Source organism: Sphingomonas sp. (assembly GCF_017744835.1).
Taxonomy (GTDB): Bacteria; Pseudomonadota; Alphaproteobacteria; order Sphingomonadales; family Sphingomonadaceae; genus Sphingomonas.
Genome location: NZ_JAGIAM010000001.1, coordinates 751096 through 765754, shown reverse-complemented (window position 1 = coordinate 765754; position 14659 = coordinate 751096). Strand labels below are relative to the sequence as shown.

Annotated in this window: 15 protein-coding genes; 7 read left to right on the top strand and 8 right to left on the bottom strand. The window is 69.2% G+C overall.

All coding sequences use genetic code 11. The annotated features are described in order from the left end of the window. Complete coding sequence (locus tag J7500_RS03535; RefSeq protein WP_294060052.1) at window positions 1-834, top strand: DMT family transporter; 834 nt, start codon at window positions 1-3, stop codon at window positions 832-834. A gap of 58 nt (window positions 835-892) precedes the next feature. On the opposite strand, the gene J7500_RS03530 is transcribed toward J7500_RS03535, so the two are convergent. Continuing rightward, window positions 893-1687: a cold-shock protein gene (locus J7500_RS03530; protein WP_294060051.1), complete on the bottom strand. Its 795-nt coding sequence runs from the start codon at window positions 1685-1687 to the stop codon at window positions 893-895. A 275-nt stretch (window positions 1688-1962) separates the two neighbouring features. On the opposite strand from J7500_RS03530, the gene J7500_RS03525 reads away from it, so the two are divergent. From J7500_RS03525 to J7500_RS03500, 6 genes are all read left to right on the top strand, one after another. Beyond that, window positions 1963-2583, top strand: a complete 621-nt coding sequence (locus tag J7500_RS03525; protein WP_294060049.1) for a ribonuclease D — start codon at window positions 1963-1965, stop codon at window positions 2581-2583. A gap of 44 nt (window positions 2584-2627) precedes the next feature. Next, window positions 2628-3272, top strand: coding sequence for an LPS export ABC transporter periplasmic protein LptC (lptC, locus tag J7500_RS03520; RefSeq protein ID WP_294060048.1), 645 nt, complete (start codon window positions 2628-2630; stop codon window positions 3270-3272). Next, window positions 3272-3814 carry an LptA/OstA family protein gene (locus tag J7500_RS03515; protein WP_294060047.1) on the top strand — a complete coding sequence of 181 codons (543 nt, stop codon included), beginning with the start codon at window positions 3272-3274 and terminating at the stop codon, window positions 3812-3814. The genes lptC and J7500_RS03515 overlap by 1 nt, the downstream gene beginning before the upstream one ends. 121 nt (window positions 3815-3935) lie before the next feature. Beyond that, window positions 3936-4712 carry an LPS export ABC transporter ATP-binding protein gene (gene lptB, locus J7500_RS03510; protein WP_294060045.1) on the top strand — a complete coding sequence of 259 codons (777 nt, stop codon included), beginning with the start codon at window positions 3936-3938 and terminating at the stop codon, window positions 4710-4712. Window positions 4713-4716: 4 nt separating this feature from the next. Continuing rightward, the gene (gene rpoN / locus J7500_RS03505) at window positions 4717-6228 is read left to right on the top strand and encodes an RNA polymerase factor sigma-54 (RefSeq protein ID WP_294060044.1); all 1512 of its coding nucleotides are present in this window, start codon (window positions 4717-4719) and stop codon (window positions 6226-6228) included. A gap of 45 nt (window positions 6229-6273) precedes the next feature. Then, window positions 6274-6669, top strand: coding sequence for a hypothetical protein (locus J7500_RS03500; RefSeq protein WP_294060042.1), 396 nt, complete (start codon window positions 6274-6276; stop codon window positions 6667-6669). A 33-nt stretch (window positions 6670-6702) separates the two neighbouring features. Here J7500_RS03500 and aroC read toward each other — a convergent pair whose 3' ends face one another. From aroC to J7500_RS03465, 7 genes are all read right to left on the bottom strand, one after another. Then, entirely contained in the window at window positions 6703-7770 is a 1068-nt protein-coding gene (gene aroC / locus J7500_RS03495; RefSeq protein ID WP_294060041.1) for a chorismate synthase, read from the bottom strand. Further along, entirely contained in the window at window positions 7767-8294 is a 528-nt protein-coding gene (locus J7500_RS03490; protein WP_294060040.1) for a GNAT family N-acetyltransferase, read from the bottom strand. The genes aroC and J7500_RS03490 overlap by 4 nt, the downstream gene beginning before the upstream one ends. Window positions 8295-8420: 126 nt before the next feature. Continuing rightward, window positions 8421-9224 carry an enoyl-ACP reductase FabI gene (gene fabI, locus J7500_RS03485; RefSeq protein WP_294060039.1) on the bottom strand — a complete coding sequence of 268 codons (804 nt, stop codon included), beginning with the start codon at window positions 9222-9224 and terminating at the stop codon, window positions 8421-8423. Further along, window positions 9221-10171, bottom strand: coding sequence for a YihY/virulence factor BrkB family protein (locus J7500_RS03480; protein ID WP_294060037.1), 951 nt, complete (start codon window positions 10169-10171; stop codon window positions 9221-9223). The genes fabI and J7500_RS03480 overlap by 4 nt, the downstream gene beginning before the upstream one ends. A gap of 20 nt (window positions 10172-10191) precedes the next feature. After that, window positions 10192-11142, bottom strand: a complete 951-nt coding sequence (locus tag J7500_RS03475; protein ID WP_294060036.1) for a J domain-containing protein — start codon at window positions 11140-11142, stop codon at window positions 10192-10194. Window positions 11143-11208: 66 nt separating this feature from the next. After that, window positions 11209-12099: a transglutaminase family protein gene (locus tag J7500_RS03470; RefSeq protein WP_294060035.1), complete on the bottom strand. Its 891-nt coding sequence runs from the start codon at window positions 12097-12099 to the stop codon at window positions 11209-11211. Next, window positions 12099-14585 carry a circularly permuted type 2 ATP-grasp protein gene (locus tag J7500_RS03465; RefSeq protein WP_294060034.1) on the bottom strand — a complete coding sequence of 829 codons (2487 nt, stop codon included), beginning with the start codon at window positions 14583-14585 and terminating at the stop codon, window positions 12099-12101. The genes J7500_RS03470 and J7500_RS03465 overlap by 1 nt, the downstream gene beginning before the upstream one ends. Between the last annotated feature and the right edge of the window lie 74 nt (window positions 14586-14659).

Below are 14659 nucleotides of genomic sequence, written 5' to 3'. Positions count from 1 at the left end.
GTGAACGCACCCTGGCTCCCGGCGGCGATGATGATCGCTTCGGGATCGATCCACGCAGTCGTCAACGCGATCCTCAAGGGCGGCAAGGACAAGATGGCGGGCCGCGCGGTGATCGACGCGACCAGCGCGCTCATCCTGTTGCCGGTCACGTTGTTCGTACCGCCGCCGCACGGCGCCTGGCCCTGGATCGCCGGCACAGCGCTGGTGCATTGCGCCTATCTCTATGCGCTGGTCCGCGCCTTTCAGACGAGCGATCTGTCCGCAGCCTATCCGATTCTGCGAGGCACGGCCCCGCTCGTCACCGCGGCGGTGGTGATTGGCCTGCTCGGCGAGCCGGCCAGCCCGCGCGAGCTGGCAGGAATTGCGCTGATCGGGGCGGCGATGTTCGTGCTCGTCTTCGGCCGCCACATCTCGCGCGCGGGACTCGGCTGGGCGCTGGTCACCGGCGTGACCATCTCTGCCTACACCGTTATCGACGCGCACGGCGTTCGCGCCGCTCCGACTCCGCTCGGCTATATCGTCTGGATGTTCGTGCTGATGGGCGCGGCGACCGTCACCATGTTCGCGCTGCTGTCGCGCGGGGCGATTTTCGCAGCGAGGGCGCAGCAGTGGCGGCCGGGCGTAGCGGCGGGCGCGCTGTCGATCCTGACCTATGGCTTGGCGCTCTGGGCCCTCGCGCTCGGGCCGACGGCACCGCTCGCAGCGCTGCGCGAGACGGGCATGGTGACCGCGCTGGTCATCGCGACGCTGTTCCTCGGCGAGCGCGTCACGCCGGGGCGAATCATGGCCGTGTTCGGCATCCTTGGCGGCGCTGCGTTGATCCTCACGCGGTGAAAAGCAGAAGGGCCGGACGTTTCCGCCCGGCCCTTCCTTGATTCGCTGGTCGAACCGCTCAGCTCGCCGGCTGGAGGTTCACCGCCGCGTACTTGCCGCGACGATCGACCTCGAGCTCGAACTCGAGCCGGTCGCCTTCGTTGAGCGTCGGCATGCCGGCACGCTCGACGGCGCTGATGTGCACGAAGGCATCAGGCTGGCCGTCGTCGCGCTGGATGAAGCCGAAGCCTTTCATGGCGTTGAAGAACTTGACCGTTCCGGTCGCCTTCTCGCCGGTCAGCTGGCGCTGCGGGCCACCGGCGCCGCGCGGGCCACCCGGGCCTGCGTCGCGATCGCGCGGCGGACCGCGGTCCTCGACGGGCATCGGCTCGCCTTCGATCTTGAGCTCGGTCGCCGAGATGCGGCCGCCGCGATCGACGAGAGTGAAGCCCAGCGGCTGGCCCTCGGCCAGGCCGGTGAGGCCCGCCTGCTCGACCGCCGAGATGTGCACGAACACATCCTCGCCGCCATCGTCGCGCACGACAAAGCCGAAGCCCTTCTGCGCGTTGAAGAATTTGACGACGCCAGTACCTTCGCCAACGACCTGGGGAGGCATGCCGCGGCCGCCGCCGAAGCCGCCGCCACCACCGCCGCCGAAGCCGCCACCACCGCCGCCGCCGCGATAGCCACCGCCACCGCCGCCGCCGCCGAAGCGGTCACCGCCGCCGAAACCACCACGGCCGCCGCCGCCACCGAAGCCACCACGGTCTTCGAAGCCGCCGCCGCCGCCGTAGAAATTATCGTCGCCGAAGCTGTCGCGCTTGTCTCTGCCGCGCCCGCCGCGCTCGCCGCGGCGCCCTCTATCGAAACTCATGCCCTGTTCGTCTTCCCGGCTCGCCCTACAACTAATCAAACCCAAGCGTCCGGACGAAAAACGCATGTGTTCGGGCACAAAAATAAGCGCCACGGAATCGGTCATAGCCCAAAATTGGACAGGGGGCGAACAAAATCCGACTTGAATTAGGCTGCGGGACGAAGCGCACTGAATCGGCGACGGACCGACCGCTCGGCACGATGGGTCGCGGATTCCTGCCAATTTCCTCCCCCCGGCGGATTGAGCCTGAGGGCCAACGGAGCTAGGCGGAGCGCATGACCGTCTATTTCCACGAAGAAGATCTGCCCGAAGACGTGTTCGCGCCGGGCGCGTCGATCGCCGTCGATACCGAGACCATGGGCCTGGTGACGATGCGTGACCGGCTGTGCGTGGTGCAGCTTTCCGACGGCTCGGGCGACGAGCATCTCGTCCGCTTCGGCCCGCGTTCGGCCTATGACGCGCCCAACCTGCGCGCGGTGCTCGCCGATCCCGAACGGCTCAAGCTCTATCACTATGCGCGATTCGATCTCGCGGCGATTCGCTTCTATCTCGGCGTCACCGCGGGGCCGGTGTATTGCACCAAGACGGCGTCGCGACTGGTGCGCACCTACACCGACCGCCACGGCCTCAAGGATCTGGTGCGCGAGCTGCTGGGGCAGGAAATCTCCAAGCAGCAGCAGTCGTCGGACTGGGGCGGGCCCGAGCTTTCCGATGCGCAGCGCGACTATGCCGCGTCCGACGTCCGCTTCCTCCACGCGATGAAGATGGAACTCGACCGGCGTCTCGAGCGTGAAGGGCGCATGCCGCTCGCCCAAGCCTGTTTCGACTTCCTGCCCTGGCGCGCCGAGCTCGACCTCGCAGGCTGGCCGGAGGTGGACATCTTTGCGCATATCTGAGCGAGCGATGCGCCAGCCGCGCGGCCATAGGGAGGGCAGGGGCCTTGTCTGAGGTTGCCGTGCGCCTGCTCTCGCAGCGCCGGTCCTGGGCGCACCCCGGCAGCAGCCACGATCGTCTCGTCCGGCTGTCGCTGATCCTGCTGCCGCTCGGCATTTTGGTGCTCGGCGCGTTCCTGATCGTCGCGCCCTTGATGATGGGCGGCGACGTGAGCTTCGTGCTCGACAAGAACAAGGTCGACATGGCCAGCGAGCGGCTGCGGATCGAGGCCGCCGAGTATCGCGGCGTCGATGCCAAGGGCCGGCCCTTCCGCCTCCACGCCGGATCGGCGGTGCAGCGCAGCTCGACCGAGCCGGTGGTCAAGCTCAACGACCTTTCGGCCGAGATCAAGCTGGAGGAGGGGCCCGCCACGCTCCGCGCCGATCGCGGCCACTACGACATGAACACCCAGAAGGTCGCAGTGGAGGGGCCGCTGCGTTTCCAGACCTCGGACGGCTATACACTCAACACGCACGACGCGGTGGTCGATCTGCGCACGCGCCAGCTGCAGAGCGGAGGCGCCGTGACCGGCAATACGCCGATGGGGACCTTCAGCGGCAACCGACTTTCCGCCGATCTTGAGCGCCGGACCGTGGCGCTCGACGGCAATGCGCGCTTGCGGATCGTGCCCGGGCGCGCAAATAGGCGATGATGATCCGCGGCCTTGCCTTGCTTCCGCTCGGGTTCCCGCTGGCGCTAGCCGCGTCGGTCCCCGCCCATGCGCAGACGCGCCATGACAGCTCTGCGCCGATCGACTTCGCCGCAGACCATATCGAGCTGCAGGACCGCGCGAATCGCGTGATCCTGACCGGCAACGTCAAGATCACCCAGGCCGAGATGACGCTCACCGCCGCGCGGATGACCGTTTCCTACACCGGTCAGATCACCGACGGCTCGCCCCAGGTCTCGCGCCTCGACGCGGCCGGCGGCGTCACGGTCACGCGCCCCGATCAGAGCGCGCGCTCGCAATATGCCGTCTATGACCTCAACCGGCGCGTGATCACCATGGTCGGTGGCGTCACGCTGCGCCAGGGCGCGAACACCGTCTCGGGCGGGCGGCTGTCGATCGACCTCGACACCGGCCGCGCGACGATCGACGGATCGGGAGTCGGCGGCACCGCCGCGCCGGGCGTCCAGAACCAGGGCGGACGCGTCACCGGCCGCTTCTCTGTCCCGCGGCGGGAAGGTCAGTAAGCAGCCGATTTCCACGGACTGCCGCACGCCCCCTTCCCTCGCGGACCATTCTCATGCAGGAATCCTGCCAAACGGTCCGCTCCACCGGGCTCGTCCAAGCCAAGTCATGCAGGATCCTGCCATGAACGACGTCGCCACGCTCGAACACGCGCTTCCCGATCCGGCTCCGCTGCCGGAGCAGGGGCTTGCGGTGGTCTCGATCGCCAAATCCTATGACAAGCGCGTGGTGCTCACCGACGTGTCGGTCTCGGTCGGTCGCGGCGAAGTGGTGGGGCTGCTCGGCCCCAACGGCGCGGGCAAGACGACCTGCTTCTATTCGGTGATGGGGCTGGTGAAGCCCGATTCGGGCCGAATCATGCTCGACGGCGAGGACATCACCAAGCTGCCCATGTATCGCCGCGCGATCCTGGGGCTCGGCTATCTCCCGCAGGAAACGTCGATCTTCCGCGGCCTCACGGTCGAGAAGAACATCATGGCCGTGCTCGAGCTCTCCGAGCCCGATCGTAACGCGCGCCAGGCCCGGCTCGACAAGCTTCTCGACGAATTCGGCCTCACTCGTCTGCGCGCCGCGCCGTCGATGGCGCTCTCGGGCGGCGAGCGGCGCCGCGCCGAGATTGCCCGCGCGCTCGCGGCCGATCCCACGATCATCCTGCTCGACGAGCCCTTCGCCGGCATCGATCCGATCTCGATCTCCGACATCCGAGAGCTGATCAGCGACCTCAAGAACCGCGGCATCGGCGTGCTGATCACCGATCACAATGTCCGCGAGACGCTCGACATCGTGAACCGCGGCTACATCATCTACGACGGCCGCGTGCTCTTCGCCGGGTCGCCCGACGATCTCGTCCGCGACGAGAATGTCCGCCGCCTCTATCTCGGCGAGAGTTTCGAGCTCTAGCCCGATGAGTCTCGCGCCTCGCCTCGACCTGCGGCAGTCGCAATCGCTGGTGATGACGCCGCAGCTCCAGCAGGCGATCAAGCTGCTGGCGCTGTCCAACCTGGAAATCGAGACCTTCATCGCCGAGGAGCTGGAGAAGAACCCGCTGCTCGAGGCGCAGGGTGGCGAGGAATCGCCCGAGCTTGCCACGCCCGAACCCGAGCCGGACTTCGATGCCGTGCGCGACGGCCCCCCCGACGCGAGCGAGCTGCTCGAAGCCGGCGCCGCCGCGGGCGAGGCGGCGCTCGATGTCGATCTCACCGCCGAGACCTTCCACCACGACAGCCCCACCGACGCGATCGGGTCGCTCGACGGCGGGCTGGGGCTCAATGGCGGCAGCTCCGGCGGCGGCTCGGAGGACGGGCCCGACTTCGAGAATCTCGGCAGCTCGGACCTGAGCCTGACCGATCACCTGCTCGCCCAGGCCGGGGCGAGCGTGGCGGGATCGGACCTGTTCATCGCCCAGCATCTGATCGATCAGATCGACGAGTGCGGTTATCTCACCGTGCCGCTGCTCGACATCGCCAATCGCCTGGGCGTGCCGCTCGCGCGCGTCGAGGGCGTGCTCGGCATCATCCAGACCTTCGATCCCACCGGCGTCGGCGCGCGCAACCTCGCCGAATGCCTCGCGCTCCAGGCCAAGGAGGCGGACCGCTACGATCCCTGCATGGCGCGGCTGCTCGACAATCTCGATCTCGTCGCGCGTGGCGATCTCGCGCGCTTGAAGCGCATCTGCGACGTCGACGACGAGGATCTGGCGGACATGATCCGCGAGCTGCGCAACTATGATCCCAAGCCCGGCTGCCGCTACGGCGGCGAGCCGGTGCAGGCCGTGGTCCCCGACATCTTCGTTGCGCGCCGGGCGGGCGGCTGGGCGGTCGAGATCAACGCGGCGACGCTGCCGCGCCTGCTCGTCAACCGCGCCTATTATGCCGAGGTCTCGACCGCGAAGAGCGACAAGGCCAGCCGCGCCTGGCTGTCCGACTGCCTTGCCAGCGCCAACTGGCTGGTCAAGGCGCTCGACCAGCGCCAGCGCACCATCGTCAAGGTCGCGGGCGAGATCGTGAAGCAGCAGGAGGAATTCTTCCTGCGCGGAGTCGCGCACCTGCGCCCGCTGACGCTGCGCCAGGTCGCCGAGGAAATCGGCATGCACGAATCGACCGTCAGCCGAGTGACCTCGAACAAATATCTGAGCTGCGCGCGCGGGCTGTTCGAGCTCAAATATTTCTTCACCAGCGCGATCCAGTCGGCCGACGGGGGCGAGGCCGTCTCGGCCGAGGCGGTCAAGAGCGCGATCCGCAACCTGATCGCGGCCGAGGATCCCAAGGCGATCCTCTCCGACGATACGCTGGTCGAGATGCTGCGCGAAAAGGGGTTCGACATCGCGCGGCGCACCGTTGCCAAATATCGCGAGGCGATGGGAATCGGCAGCTCGGTCCAGCGCCGCCGGCAAAAGGCGCTCGAAGGCGTCGGCTGAGGCAAGCAACGATTCCGTAAGGACGAATCGGCTAAGGTCTGCTTTATGTCCGCCGAGTTTTCCATCGACGTGGAGCCCGAGCGCGATCTCGTCCGGATCGCGATGAGTGGCTTCTTCACGCCCGCCGACATCGCCGATTTCCTCGAGGAACGGCGGAAGGCGCATCTCCGGCTGCACTGCGCGCGCAACCAGCATCTCACGATCAATGACCTGCGCGGCATGAAGATCCAGCCGCAGGACAGCGTCGCCGAGTTCCAGCGGATGCTCGGCGCACCCGAATATCGCTCGCGCCGCCTCGCCTTCGTGATCGGCCCCACGCTCGCGCGCAGCCAACTCTCGCGCGCGCTGTCGGGCCGCGACGCGCGCTGCTTCCAGACCGTGGTCGAAGCCGAAGCCTGGCTCTTCTCGGCCACTCCCTCCGGCGAGATCCGCGCCGCCTGAACGGCACGCCCTGCGGTTAGGCTGCGGCGGGGCTCAGCCGCACTGGGCGCGGTGGAGCAGCTTCTGGTCGGCGAGCACCAGCGCGACCATCGCCTCGACCACAGGCACGCCGCGGATGCCCACGCAGGGGTCGTGCCGCCCCTTGGTTGCGATCTCGGTCGCCTCGCCCGCGCGGTTGATCGTCTCGACGGGGGTCAGGATCGAGCTGGTCGGCTTGAACGCAGTGCGCACGCGCACCGGCTGGCCGGTCGAGATGCCCCCGGCGATCCCGCCGGCATGGTTGGCCAGGAAATGCGGACCATCGGCGCCGGGGCGCATCGCATCGGCATTCTGCTCGCCGGTCAGCGCCGCCGCGGCGAACCCATCGCCGATCTCGACGCCCTTCACGGCGTTGATCGACATGCACGCCGCCGCCAGCTCGCTGTCGAGCTTGGCATAGAGCGGGGCGCCCCAGCCGGCGGGCACGCCCGTCGCTTCGCACGCCACTACTGCGCCGATCGACGACCCCGCCTTGCGGGCGCCATCGACCAGCGCTTCCCAGCGCGCCGCCGCCGCAGCGTCGGGACAGAAGAAGGCGTTGTTGTCGATCTCGGCGTCGTCGAAATTGCCATAGTCGATCGCGTCGCCGCCTATCGCCTCTACCCAGGCGCGGATGCGCACCCCGGGGATCGCCAGCCGCGCCACGGCGCCCGCCGCGACGCGTGCCGCGGTCTCGCGCGCCGAGCTCCGCCCGCCGCCGCGATAGTCGCGGAAGCCGTATTTGGCGTCATAGGCATAGTCGGCGTGACCGGGGCGATAGGCCTGGGCGACCTCCGAATAGTCCTTCGAGCGCTGGTCGACATTCTCGATCATCAGGGTGATCGGCGTGCCGGTCGTGCGGCCCTCGAAAACTCCCGACAGGATACGCACCTGGTCGGGCTCGCGGCGCTGCGTGGTGAAGCGCGACTGGCCCGGGCGGCGCTTGTCGAGGAAGGGCTGGATGTCGGCTTCGCTAAGCGCCAGCCCCGGCGGGCAGCCGTCGACCACGGCGCCCAGCGCCGGCCCGTGGCTCTCGCCCCAGGTAGTGAAGCGGAATACGCGCCCGAAGCTGTTGTAGCTCAATCCTGTCCGCCCAGTTCTGCGAACGCAGCCGCGTGCGTCGCCGCTCCGCGCTCGCCGCACGGCATGGCGCCGCCCTGCAGCGGCAGCGCCATCAGATAGTCGCCTGCATAGGGCGAGGCAAATCCCTGCGCCCAGTCGGCCGAGAAGCCGAAGCGCTCGTAATAATCAGGCTCGCCAAGCACGAAGGCGAGCATCGCCCCCGCGTCGCGAAGCTGCGCCAGCCCCGCCTGGACCAGCGCCTCGCCCACGCCCTGGCGGCGATAGTCGGCCTCGACCGCAAGCGGCGCCAGCGCCACTGCCGCGATGACCCTGCCGCCCACGTCCACCGCCATCCGGCTGAACACCACTACGCCCGCCAGCGCGCCGCTCTCCTCGTCATCTGCGACGAGAGTCAGCACCATGTCGCCGGCGATGCACAGCCGCTGGACGAGCAGCGCCTCGTCGGCGCGCGGAAAGGCGCGTCGCAGCAGCGCGTCGATCGCGGCGACATCCCCGCCGGTCGCGGGGCGGATGGCGATGCTCATGCCGAAAGCCCTCTCCCCTCCGGGGAGAGGGTTGGGAGAGGGGAGTCGCGCGTTCGGCGCGATCGAAAGGAGCCGCCCCGGCAGCCCCTCTCCCCGACCCTCTCCCCGGAGGGGAGAGGGAGATTTTTAGACCAGCGCGATGTCGGGCGCGTCCTCGGCCTTCATGCCGATGACGTTGTAGCCGGCGTCGACATGGTGCGTCTCGCCGGTCACGCCCGAGGCGAGGTCGGACAGCAGGTAGAGTCCCGCGCCGCCGACATCCTCGATCGTGACGTTGCGCTTGAGCGGGCTGTTGAGCTCGTTCCACTTGAGGATCAGGCGGAAGTCGCCGATGCCCGATGCGGCGAGCGTCTTGATCGGCCCGGCCGAGATCGCATTGACGCGGATATTGTCGCGGCCGAGGTCGACCGCGAGATACTGGACGCTGGTCTCGAGCGCGGCCTTGGCGACGCCCATCACGTTATAGTGCGGGATCACCTTCTCGGCGCCGTAATAGCTGAGCGTCAGCAGGCTGCCGCCGTTGGGCATCATCGCCGCCGCTCGCTTGCACACCGCCACGAACGAATAGACGCTGATGTTCATCGTCATCAGGAAATTGTCGAGGCTGGTGTCGACATAGCCGCCGCGCAGCTCGTTCTTGTCGGAGAAGCCGATCGCATGGACGACGAAGTCGATCGTCGGCCAGCGCGCGGCGAGCGTGTCGAACGCCGTGTCGAGCGCCACCATGTCGGAGACGTCGCAGTCGATCAGGAAGTCGCTGCCCAGCTGCTCGGCGAGCGGCCGCACGCGCTTCTCCAGCGCCTCACCCTGATAGCTGAACGCAAGCTCGGCGCCCTGCTCGCGCAGCTTCTGCGCAATGCCCCAGGCGAGCGAACGATCGTTGGCGAGGCCCATGATCAGCCCGCGCTTGCCCTGCATCAATCCCGTCACGATGCCACTTCCTCCTCTTCGGGCGCCTCCTCTAGACCGTCCGAGGGGGTTTCCGCCAGTGCGGCGTTGAGCTCGGCGCCCGCGACCATGCCGAGGCCGATGAACTGGAAGAAAATCAAGGCGATCATCACGCCGGCAAGGCTGCCATAGGTCAGGTCGTAGCTGCCGAGCCGGCCCAGCGCCACCGGAAGCAGCGCCGTAGTGCCCATCCACCACAAGGTGGTGAAGGCCGCACCGGGCCATTTGGGGCAGCGCGAATTGCGGTAGCGGCGCGGAGTCAGCGAATAGAAGAGGATGTAGAGCGCGGCGAACAGCGCCAGCGCCGGCGCAAACCGGCTCAGCGAGACGATCGTGCGCGCCTGCGACGCCCAGGGCAGCAGGCGATAGATGAACTGTTCCGCCGCGGTCAGCACCACCTGGAAGCTGAACGCCGCCATCGCCAGGATCACTGCCCCGATGATCATCCCGATCGCGCCCAGCCGATAGCGCCAGAACGGCGTGCTCGACTGGACTCCGTACGCCTTCCTGAGGATGCCGCGCAGCGTCTCGATGAACCCCGCGGTGGTCCAAAGGCCCACGAGCCCGCCCAGCCACAGCAGGTTGCCCGTGCGCGCCTGGAGCACGTCCGACACCGGCTTGCGCAGCACGTTCGCCACATCGGGCGGCACGGTGTGCAGAAATGCCTCGAGCGTATGGATCGCCTCGGCGTTGCGCCCCACCAGCTGGGCGATCGCCGCGGCGACGATGAAGAAGGGAAAGAGCGTGACCAGCGACAGGTAGGCAAGGTTGCCCGCGTAGGTGAACCCTTCGTTGAAGGTCCGTATGATCACCTTGCCGGCCACAGCGAAGAATCGGTCGGAGACCCCCAGCCGGTTCAATGCGGCGCGGATGCGGCTCCAAAGGCCCGGCCGCGCCTGCTCGCCGGCGGAAGTTTCCCCTGTATTCACGCCATCATGTCCCTCGGACTTCAGACGCCCATCCGGCCGCGTGGGTTCCCCTTGTTCTGCCAGCCCTGGGCGAACTCGATCAGCGCGTCGTCGTCCACCGGCAGGTCGACCATCAGCGTGACCAGCAGGTCACCGCGCCCGCCGCCCTTCTTGTGGAAGCCGCGCCCCTTGAGCCGCAGCACCTTGCCCGAGGTCGAGCCCTTGGGGACGGTGAGCATCACTGCGCCGTCGGGCGTGGGCACGCGCACCTGCGCGCCGAGCACGGCCTCGGACAGAGTCACCGGCAAGTCGAGCCGGATGTCGTCGCCGTCGCGCGTGTAGAAGCGATGCGGCTGGACTTCGATCGTGACGATCGCGTCGCCGAAGCCGCCGGGCCCCTCCTCGCCCTTCCCCGAGAGGCGCATCTGCGTGCCGGTCTCGACGCCTGCGGGCAGCTTGAGGTCGATCGTCTTGCCGTCGCGCAGCGTGATCCGCTGGGGTGCGAGCCGCGCGGCGTCCTCGAACGACACCGCCAGCCGATAGGCGACGTTGGCGCCCTTGGCCGCGGGCCGGCGCCCGAAGCCGCCGAAGCCGCCGCTGAAACCGCCGCCCTGGCCGGCGCCGCGCCGCCCCGCGCCGCCGCCGAACAGCCCCTCGAAGATGTCGCCCAGGTCGCCGGCCTCGCCGCCGAAATCGAACTGCGCGCCACCGGGACGGAATCCGCCGCCCTGTCCGCCCGCGCCCGTGCCGAAGCCGAAGGGCGAGGTCGGGTTGCCGTCGCCGTCGATCTCGCCGCGGTCGAAGCGCGCGCGCTTGTCCTTGTCGGTCAGCAGGTCATAGGCCTGGGTCACCTGGCTGAAGCGCTCGGAGGCCTTGGGGTTGTCCTTGTTCCGGTCGGGGTGCAGCTCCTTGGCGAGCTTGCGATAGGCTTTCTTGATGTCAGCCTCGCTCGCCGTGCGCGCCACGCCCAGAGTTGCATATGGATCGGCCATTTCGTCCCCTATTCTTTGGCCAAGTATTTCGGCGCGGGATGCGTTTCGCGCAAGTGGGCCCGGGCGTCAGCTCGAACCCTCGTCGAGCGGCTCGACATCGACCGATACGTCGAGCTTCTGCGCACCATAGCCCAGCATGATCCCGTCGATCGGCGCGACATCGGCGTAATCGCGCCCGATCGCCACCACGACATGGTCGCCTGCCATCCAGATGCCGTTGGTCGGATCGACCCCCACCCAGCCGAGCGCGGGCCCCGCCCAGACCAGCACCCAGGCATGCGTCGCGTCCGCGCCCGCGAGCCGCGGCTGGCCGGGCGGCGGCAGGGTGCGGATGTACCCGGAGACATAGGCCGCCGGCAGCCCCGCCGCGCGCAGGCCCGAGATCATGATCTGGGCGAAGTCCTGGCACACGCCCCCGCGCTTGGCGAAGGCCTGGTGCGGCGGGGTATCGACCAGCGTCGCCGAAGGATCGAAGGCGAACTCGCGCTGGATGCGCGTGGCGAGCGCGATCGCCGCCTCGAGCACGCCCCGATCCTGCGCCAGCTCGGCCGCGCACCACTCGGCGATGTCCCGCTCAAGCGGGATTCGCGGGGAGGGGAAGAGATAGGCCGCCGGGCTCGCCGGTCCCGCGTCGCGAACCTCGCGCGCCAGCCGCGCCACTTCGCCGATGCTCGGATCGGTCGGCGAGGGCGCGGGCACCGGCCGGTCGACGCGTACGCGCGCGCTGCTCTCGATCACCAGCACGCGCGCCGGCTCCTCGATCACCATGCGGACGACGTTCGCCAGCCCCGCCTCGGCACGCACCGGATGGGTGCGCGCGCGCGGCTGGATGGTGAGCGCATAATCCTCGAGCACTTGCCCCGACCAGAGTATCGGCTGCAGCCGCAGGTTGTTGCGCGCAAAGGCAGCGGGCTCGGCATATTCGAACCGCGTCACGTGCCGGATGCGGTAGAGCATCAGGCCAGCACGAGCCCAGCGGCGCGCAGCGGCTCCGCGCCGTGGAGGAAATAGCGCCGCGCGACGGCATCGGAGAGGCGCCCTAGCCGGCCCTCGATCCCTGCCAGCATCGAATCATGGATGCGATCGGCGCGCGTCGTGGCGAGCTGCGCGGCGAGCTCGCGCGCCTGTTCCTGTTGCGGTTCGGCGAGTCCGTCGTCGGAGAGCACCGGCAGCCGCGACAGATGCTCGTGGATCGCCATCGCCTGGAAGGCGACCGCGCGCGGGTTGCTCGGGTCGAGCACCACCAGGTCGATCACCGGCAGCCGCGCGATCCCCGTCAGGTAGCGCTGGCGATAGCTGATCTGGCTGTCCATCAGGTCGAGCAGAGTCGACAGGTCATCGCTGGTCCCCTCGGGCCCGCCGAAGGCGCGGACGAAGCGGATCGTCGACATCGCCCGCTCGACGCGCCGCCCCATGTCGTGGAAGCGCCACGCGTCGGTCCGTGCCATATGCTCGGCGGCCTGGCCCGCCAGCGCCGAATAGCGCCGCTGCAGCGTCCCCGCGCGCTCGAGCAGCACGCCGCGGTCGGGGAAGGGGGCGTCGAGCAGCCGGATCATGTCGGCCGAGAGCCGCTCGCGCGAGACTTCGCCGATCAGCTTGGCCTGGCGGTTGATCGCGCGGACGCTGTACCAGCCCTGCTCGGCTTCCAGCGCAGTGCGCGCGAGCTGGTTGAGGTCGGCACGCTTCAGTCCCTTGGGCTCGGGTGCTGCCTCGGCGTGCACGATCAGCCGGGCGAGCCGCGCGACCGTGTCCTCGGCCAGCGCTGCGCCGGTGTCGGCGCCGATCGAATGGCCGAGCAGCACGCGGATCACTTCGAGCAGCGCCTCGCCGCGCTCGAGATAGCGGCCGAGCCAGAAGAGATTGTCGGCGACGCGGCTGGGAAGCGTGCCCGGATTGCGCCGCAGCTGCACCGAATCGGCCGCGGGCAGCAGCGAGACCGGGGCGACGGGCTCGGCGCCGTGGACGATCACATCGGCCGACCAGCTGCCTTCGCCCATCACCGCGGCCGCCGTCTCCGGGTGGCCGGCGATTCGCGCGAAGCCGCCCGGCAGCACCGTCCATTGCCCGTCGCCGCCGCGCGCGGCGAAGACGCGCACCGTGAAGGGGCGCGGTACCAGCGCACCGTCGGTCACCATCGGCATGGTCGAGAGCCGCACCATTTCCTGGCCGACGTAGTCCTGCGGGCGGCGCGCCATGTCGTCGAGCAGCGCGGCGCGCGCAGCGGCATCGAGCGTGTGTCCCGCCACGGGTCCTTCGCCGGGCAGTCCCAGCGGTTGCGGCCCGAAGGCGGGGCCGATCAGCAGCGAATCGAGATTGGCCTCGACATGCGCGCGCTCGGCATCCTGACCGCACCACCACGTCGCGACGTTGGGCAGCGCGAGCGCCGCGCCGGTCAGCACTTCGGCGAGCCGCGGCAGGAAGGCGGCAAAGGCAGGCGATTCGAGCAGCCCGGCGCCCGGCGCATTGGCGACGACGACATTGCCCGCCGCCATCGCGTCGATCAGCCCCGGCACGCCGATCGTCGAATGCGAATCGAGCGCGAGCGGATCGAGCAGCCGCGGGTCGATCCGCCGCCACAGCGCGTCGACACGCTTCAGCCCGGCGATGGTGCGGACGTAGAGCTGGTCGTCGAGCACCGCCAGGTCCGCGCCTTCGACCAGCAGGAAGCCCAGATAGCGCGCGAGATGCGCCTGCTCGGCATAGCTGGCGTTGAGCCGGCCGGGAGTGAGAAGCGCCACGCGCGGCTCGTCGCGGCGGCACAGCGCCGCCAGCCCGTCGCGAAAAGTCGCGAAGAAGGGGGCGTGCCGCTCGATGTTGAGCCGCGTCTGCAGCCCGCCCAGCGTGCGCGCCATCGCCAGCCGGTTCTCCAGCGCATAGCCCGCGCCGGCGGGCGCGCGCAGATGGTCGGCGAGCACGCGCCACGCGCCGTCGGGTCCGCGGCACAGCTCCATCGCGACGAACGCCAGATGGCTGCCCCCCGGCGGAGCGAGGTGCGCGAGCGGGCGCAGGAAATAGGGGCTGCCTGTGACCAGCGCCGCGGGGACGTGCCCGTCCGCCACCAGCTGCGCCTCGCCATAAAGGTCGCGCAGCACCGTCTCCAGCAGCTCGGCGCGCTGGGCGACGCCGGCAGCGATGGTTTCCCATTCGGTCTTGTCGATCAGCAGCGGCACCGGCGAGAGCGGCCACCGGCGTTCCTCGCCTTCGCCTGCGATGCGGAAGCCCGTGCCGATGTCCTCGGCGTGGCGCTGCGCCCGTTCGCGCGCGGCGCCCAGGCTGTCGCCCGAAAGCGCCGCCAGTTCCTCGAACAGCGACGACCAGCCCGGATCGCCGGCCTCCCGCCCGACGAGCACGTCGCCCGCTGGCGCGTGGGCGCGATAATCGGCGATCCATCGGTCGGCGATGATGCTGGTGTCGAACAGCGATGTCGCGGCGCGGCTGGCCAAGGCGCTCCTCCATCGAGCTCCCGCGTGATGGGCGAAAGCCTGCTGCCTTGCAACAAGGGAACGAATCACGATGC

Coding starts and splice junctions, on each gene's coding strand:
- J7500_RS03530 (WP_294060051.1), bottom strand. CDS start 1,687: ATGAGTTTCGATAGAGGGCGCCGCGGCGAGCGCGGCGGGCGCGGCAGA.
- J7500_RS03525 (WP_294060049.1), top strand. CDS start 1,963: ATGACCGTCTATTTCCACGAAGAAGATCTGCCCGAAGACGTGTTCGCG.
- J7500_RS03515 (WP_294060047.1), top strand. CDS start 3,272: ATGATCCGCGGCCTTGCCTTGCTTCCGCTCGGGTTCCCGCTGGCGCTA.
- lptB (WP_294060045.1), top strand. CDS start 3,936: ATGAACGACGTCGCCACGCTCGAACACGCGCTTCCCGATCCGGCTCCG.
- rpoN (WP_294060044.1), top strand. CDS start 4,717: ATGAGTCTCGCGCCTCGCCTCGACCTGCGGCAGTCGCAATCGCTGGTG.
- J7500_RS03500 (WP_294060042.1), top strand. CDS start 6,274: ATGTCCGCCGAGTTTTCCATCGACGTGGAGCCCGAGCGCGATCTCGTC.
- J7500_RS03490 (WP_294060040.1), bottom strand. CDS start 8,294: ATGAGCATCGCCATCCGCCCCGCGACCGGCGGGGATGTCGCCGCGATC.
- J7500_RS03475 (WP_294060036.1), bottom strand. CDS start 11,142: ATGGCCGATCCATATGCAACTCTGGGCGTGGCGCGCACGGCGAGCGAG.
- J7500_RS03470 (WP_294060035.1), bottom strand. CDS start 12,099: ATGCTCTACCGCATCCGGCACGTGACGCGGTTCGAATATGCCGAGCCC.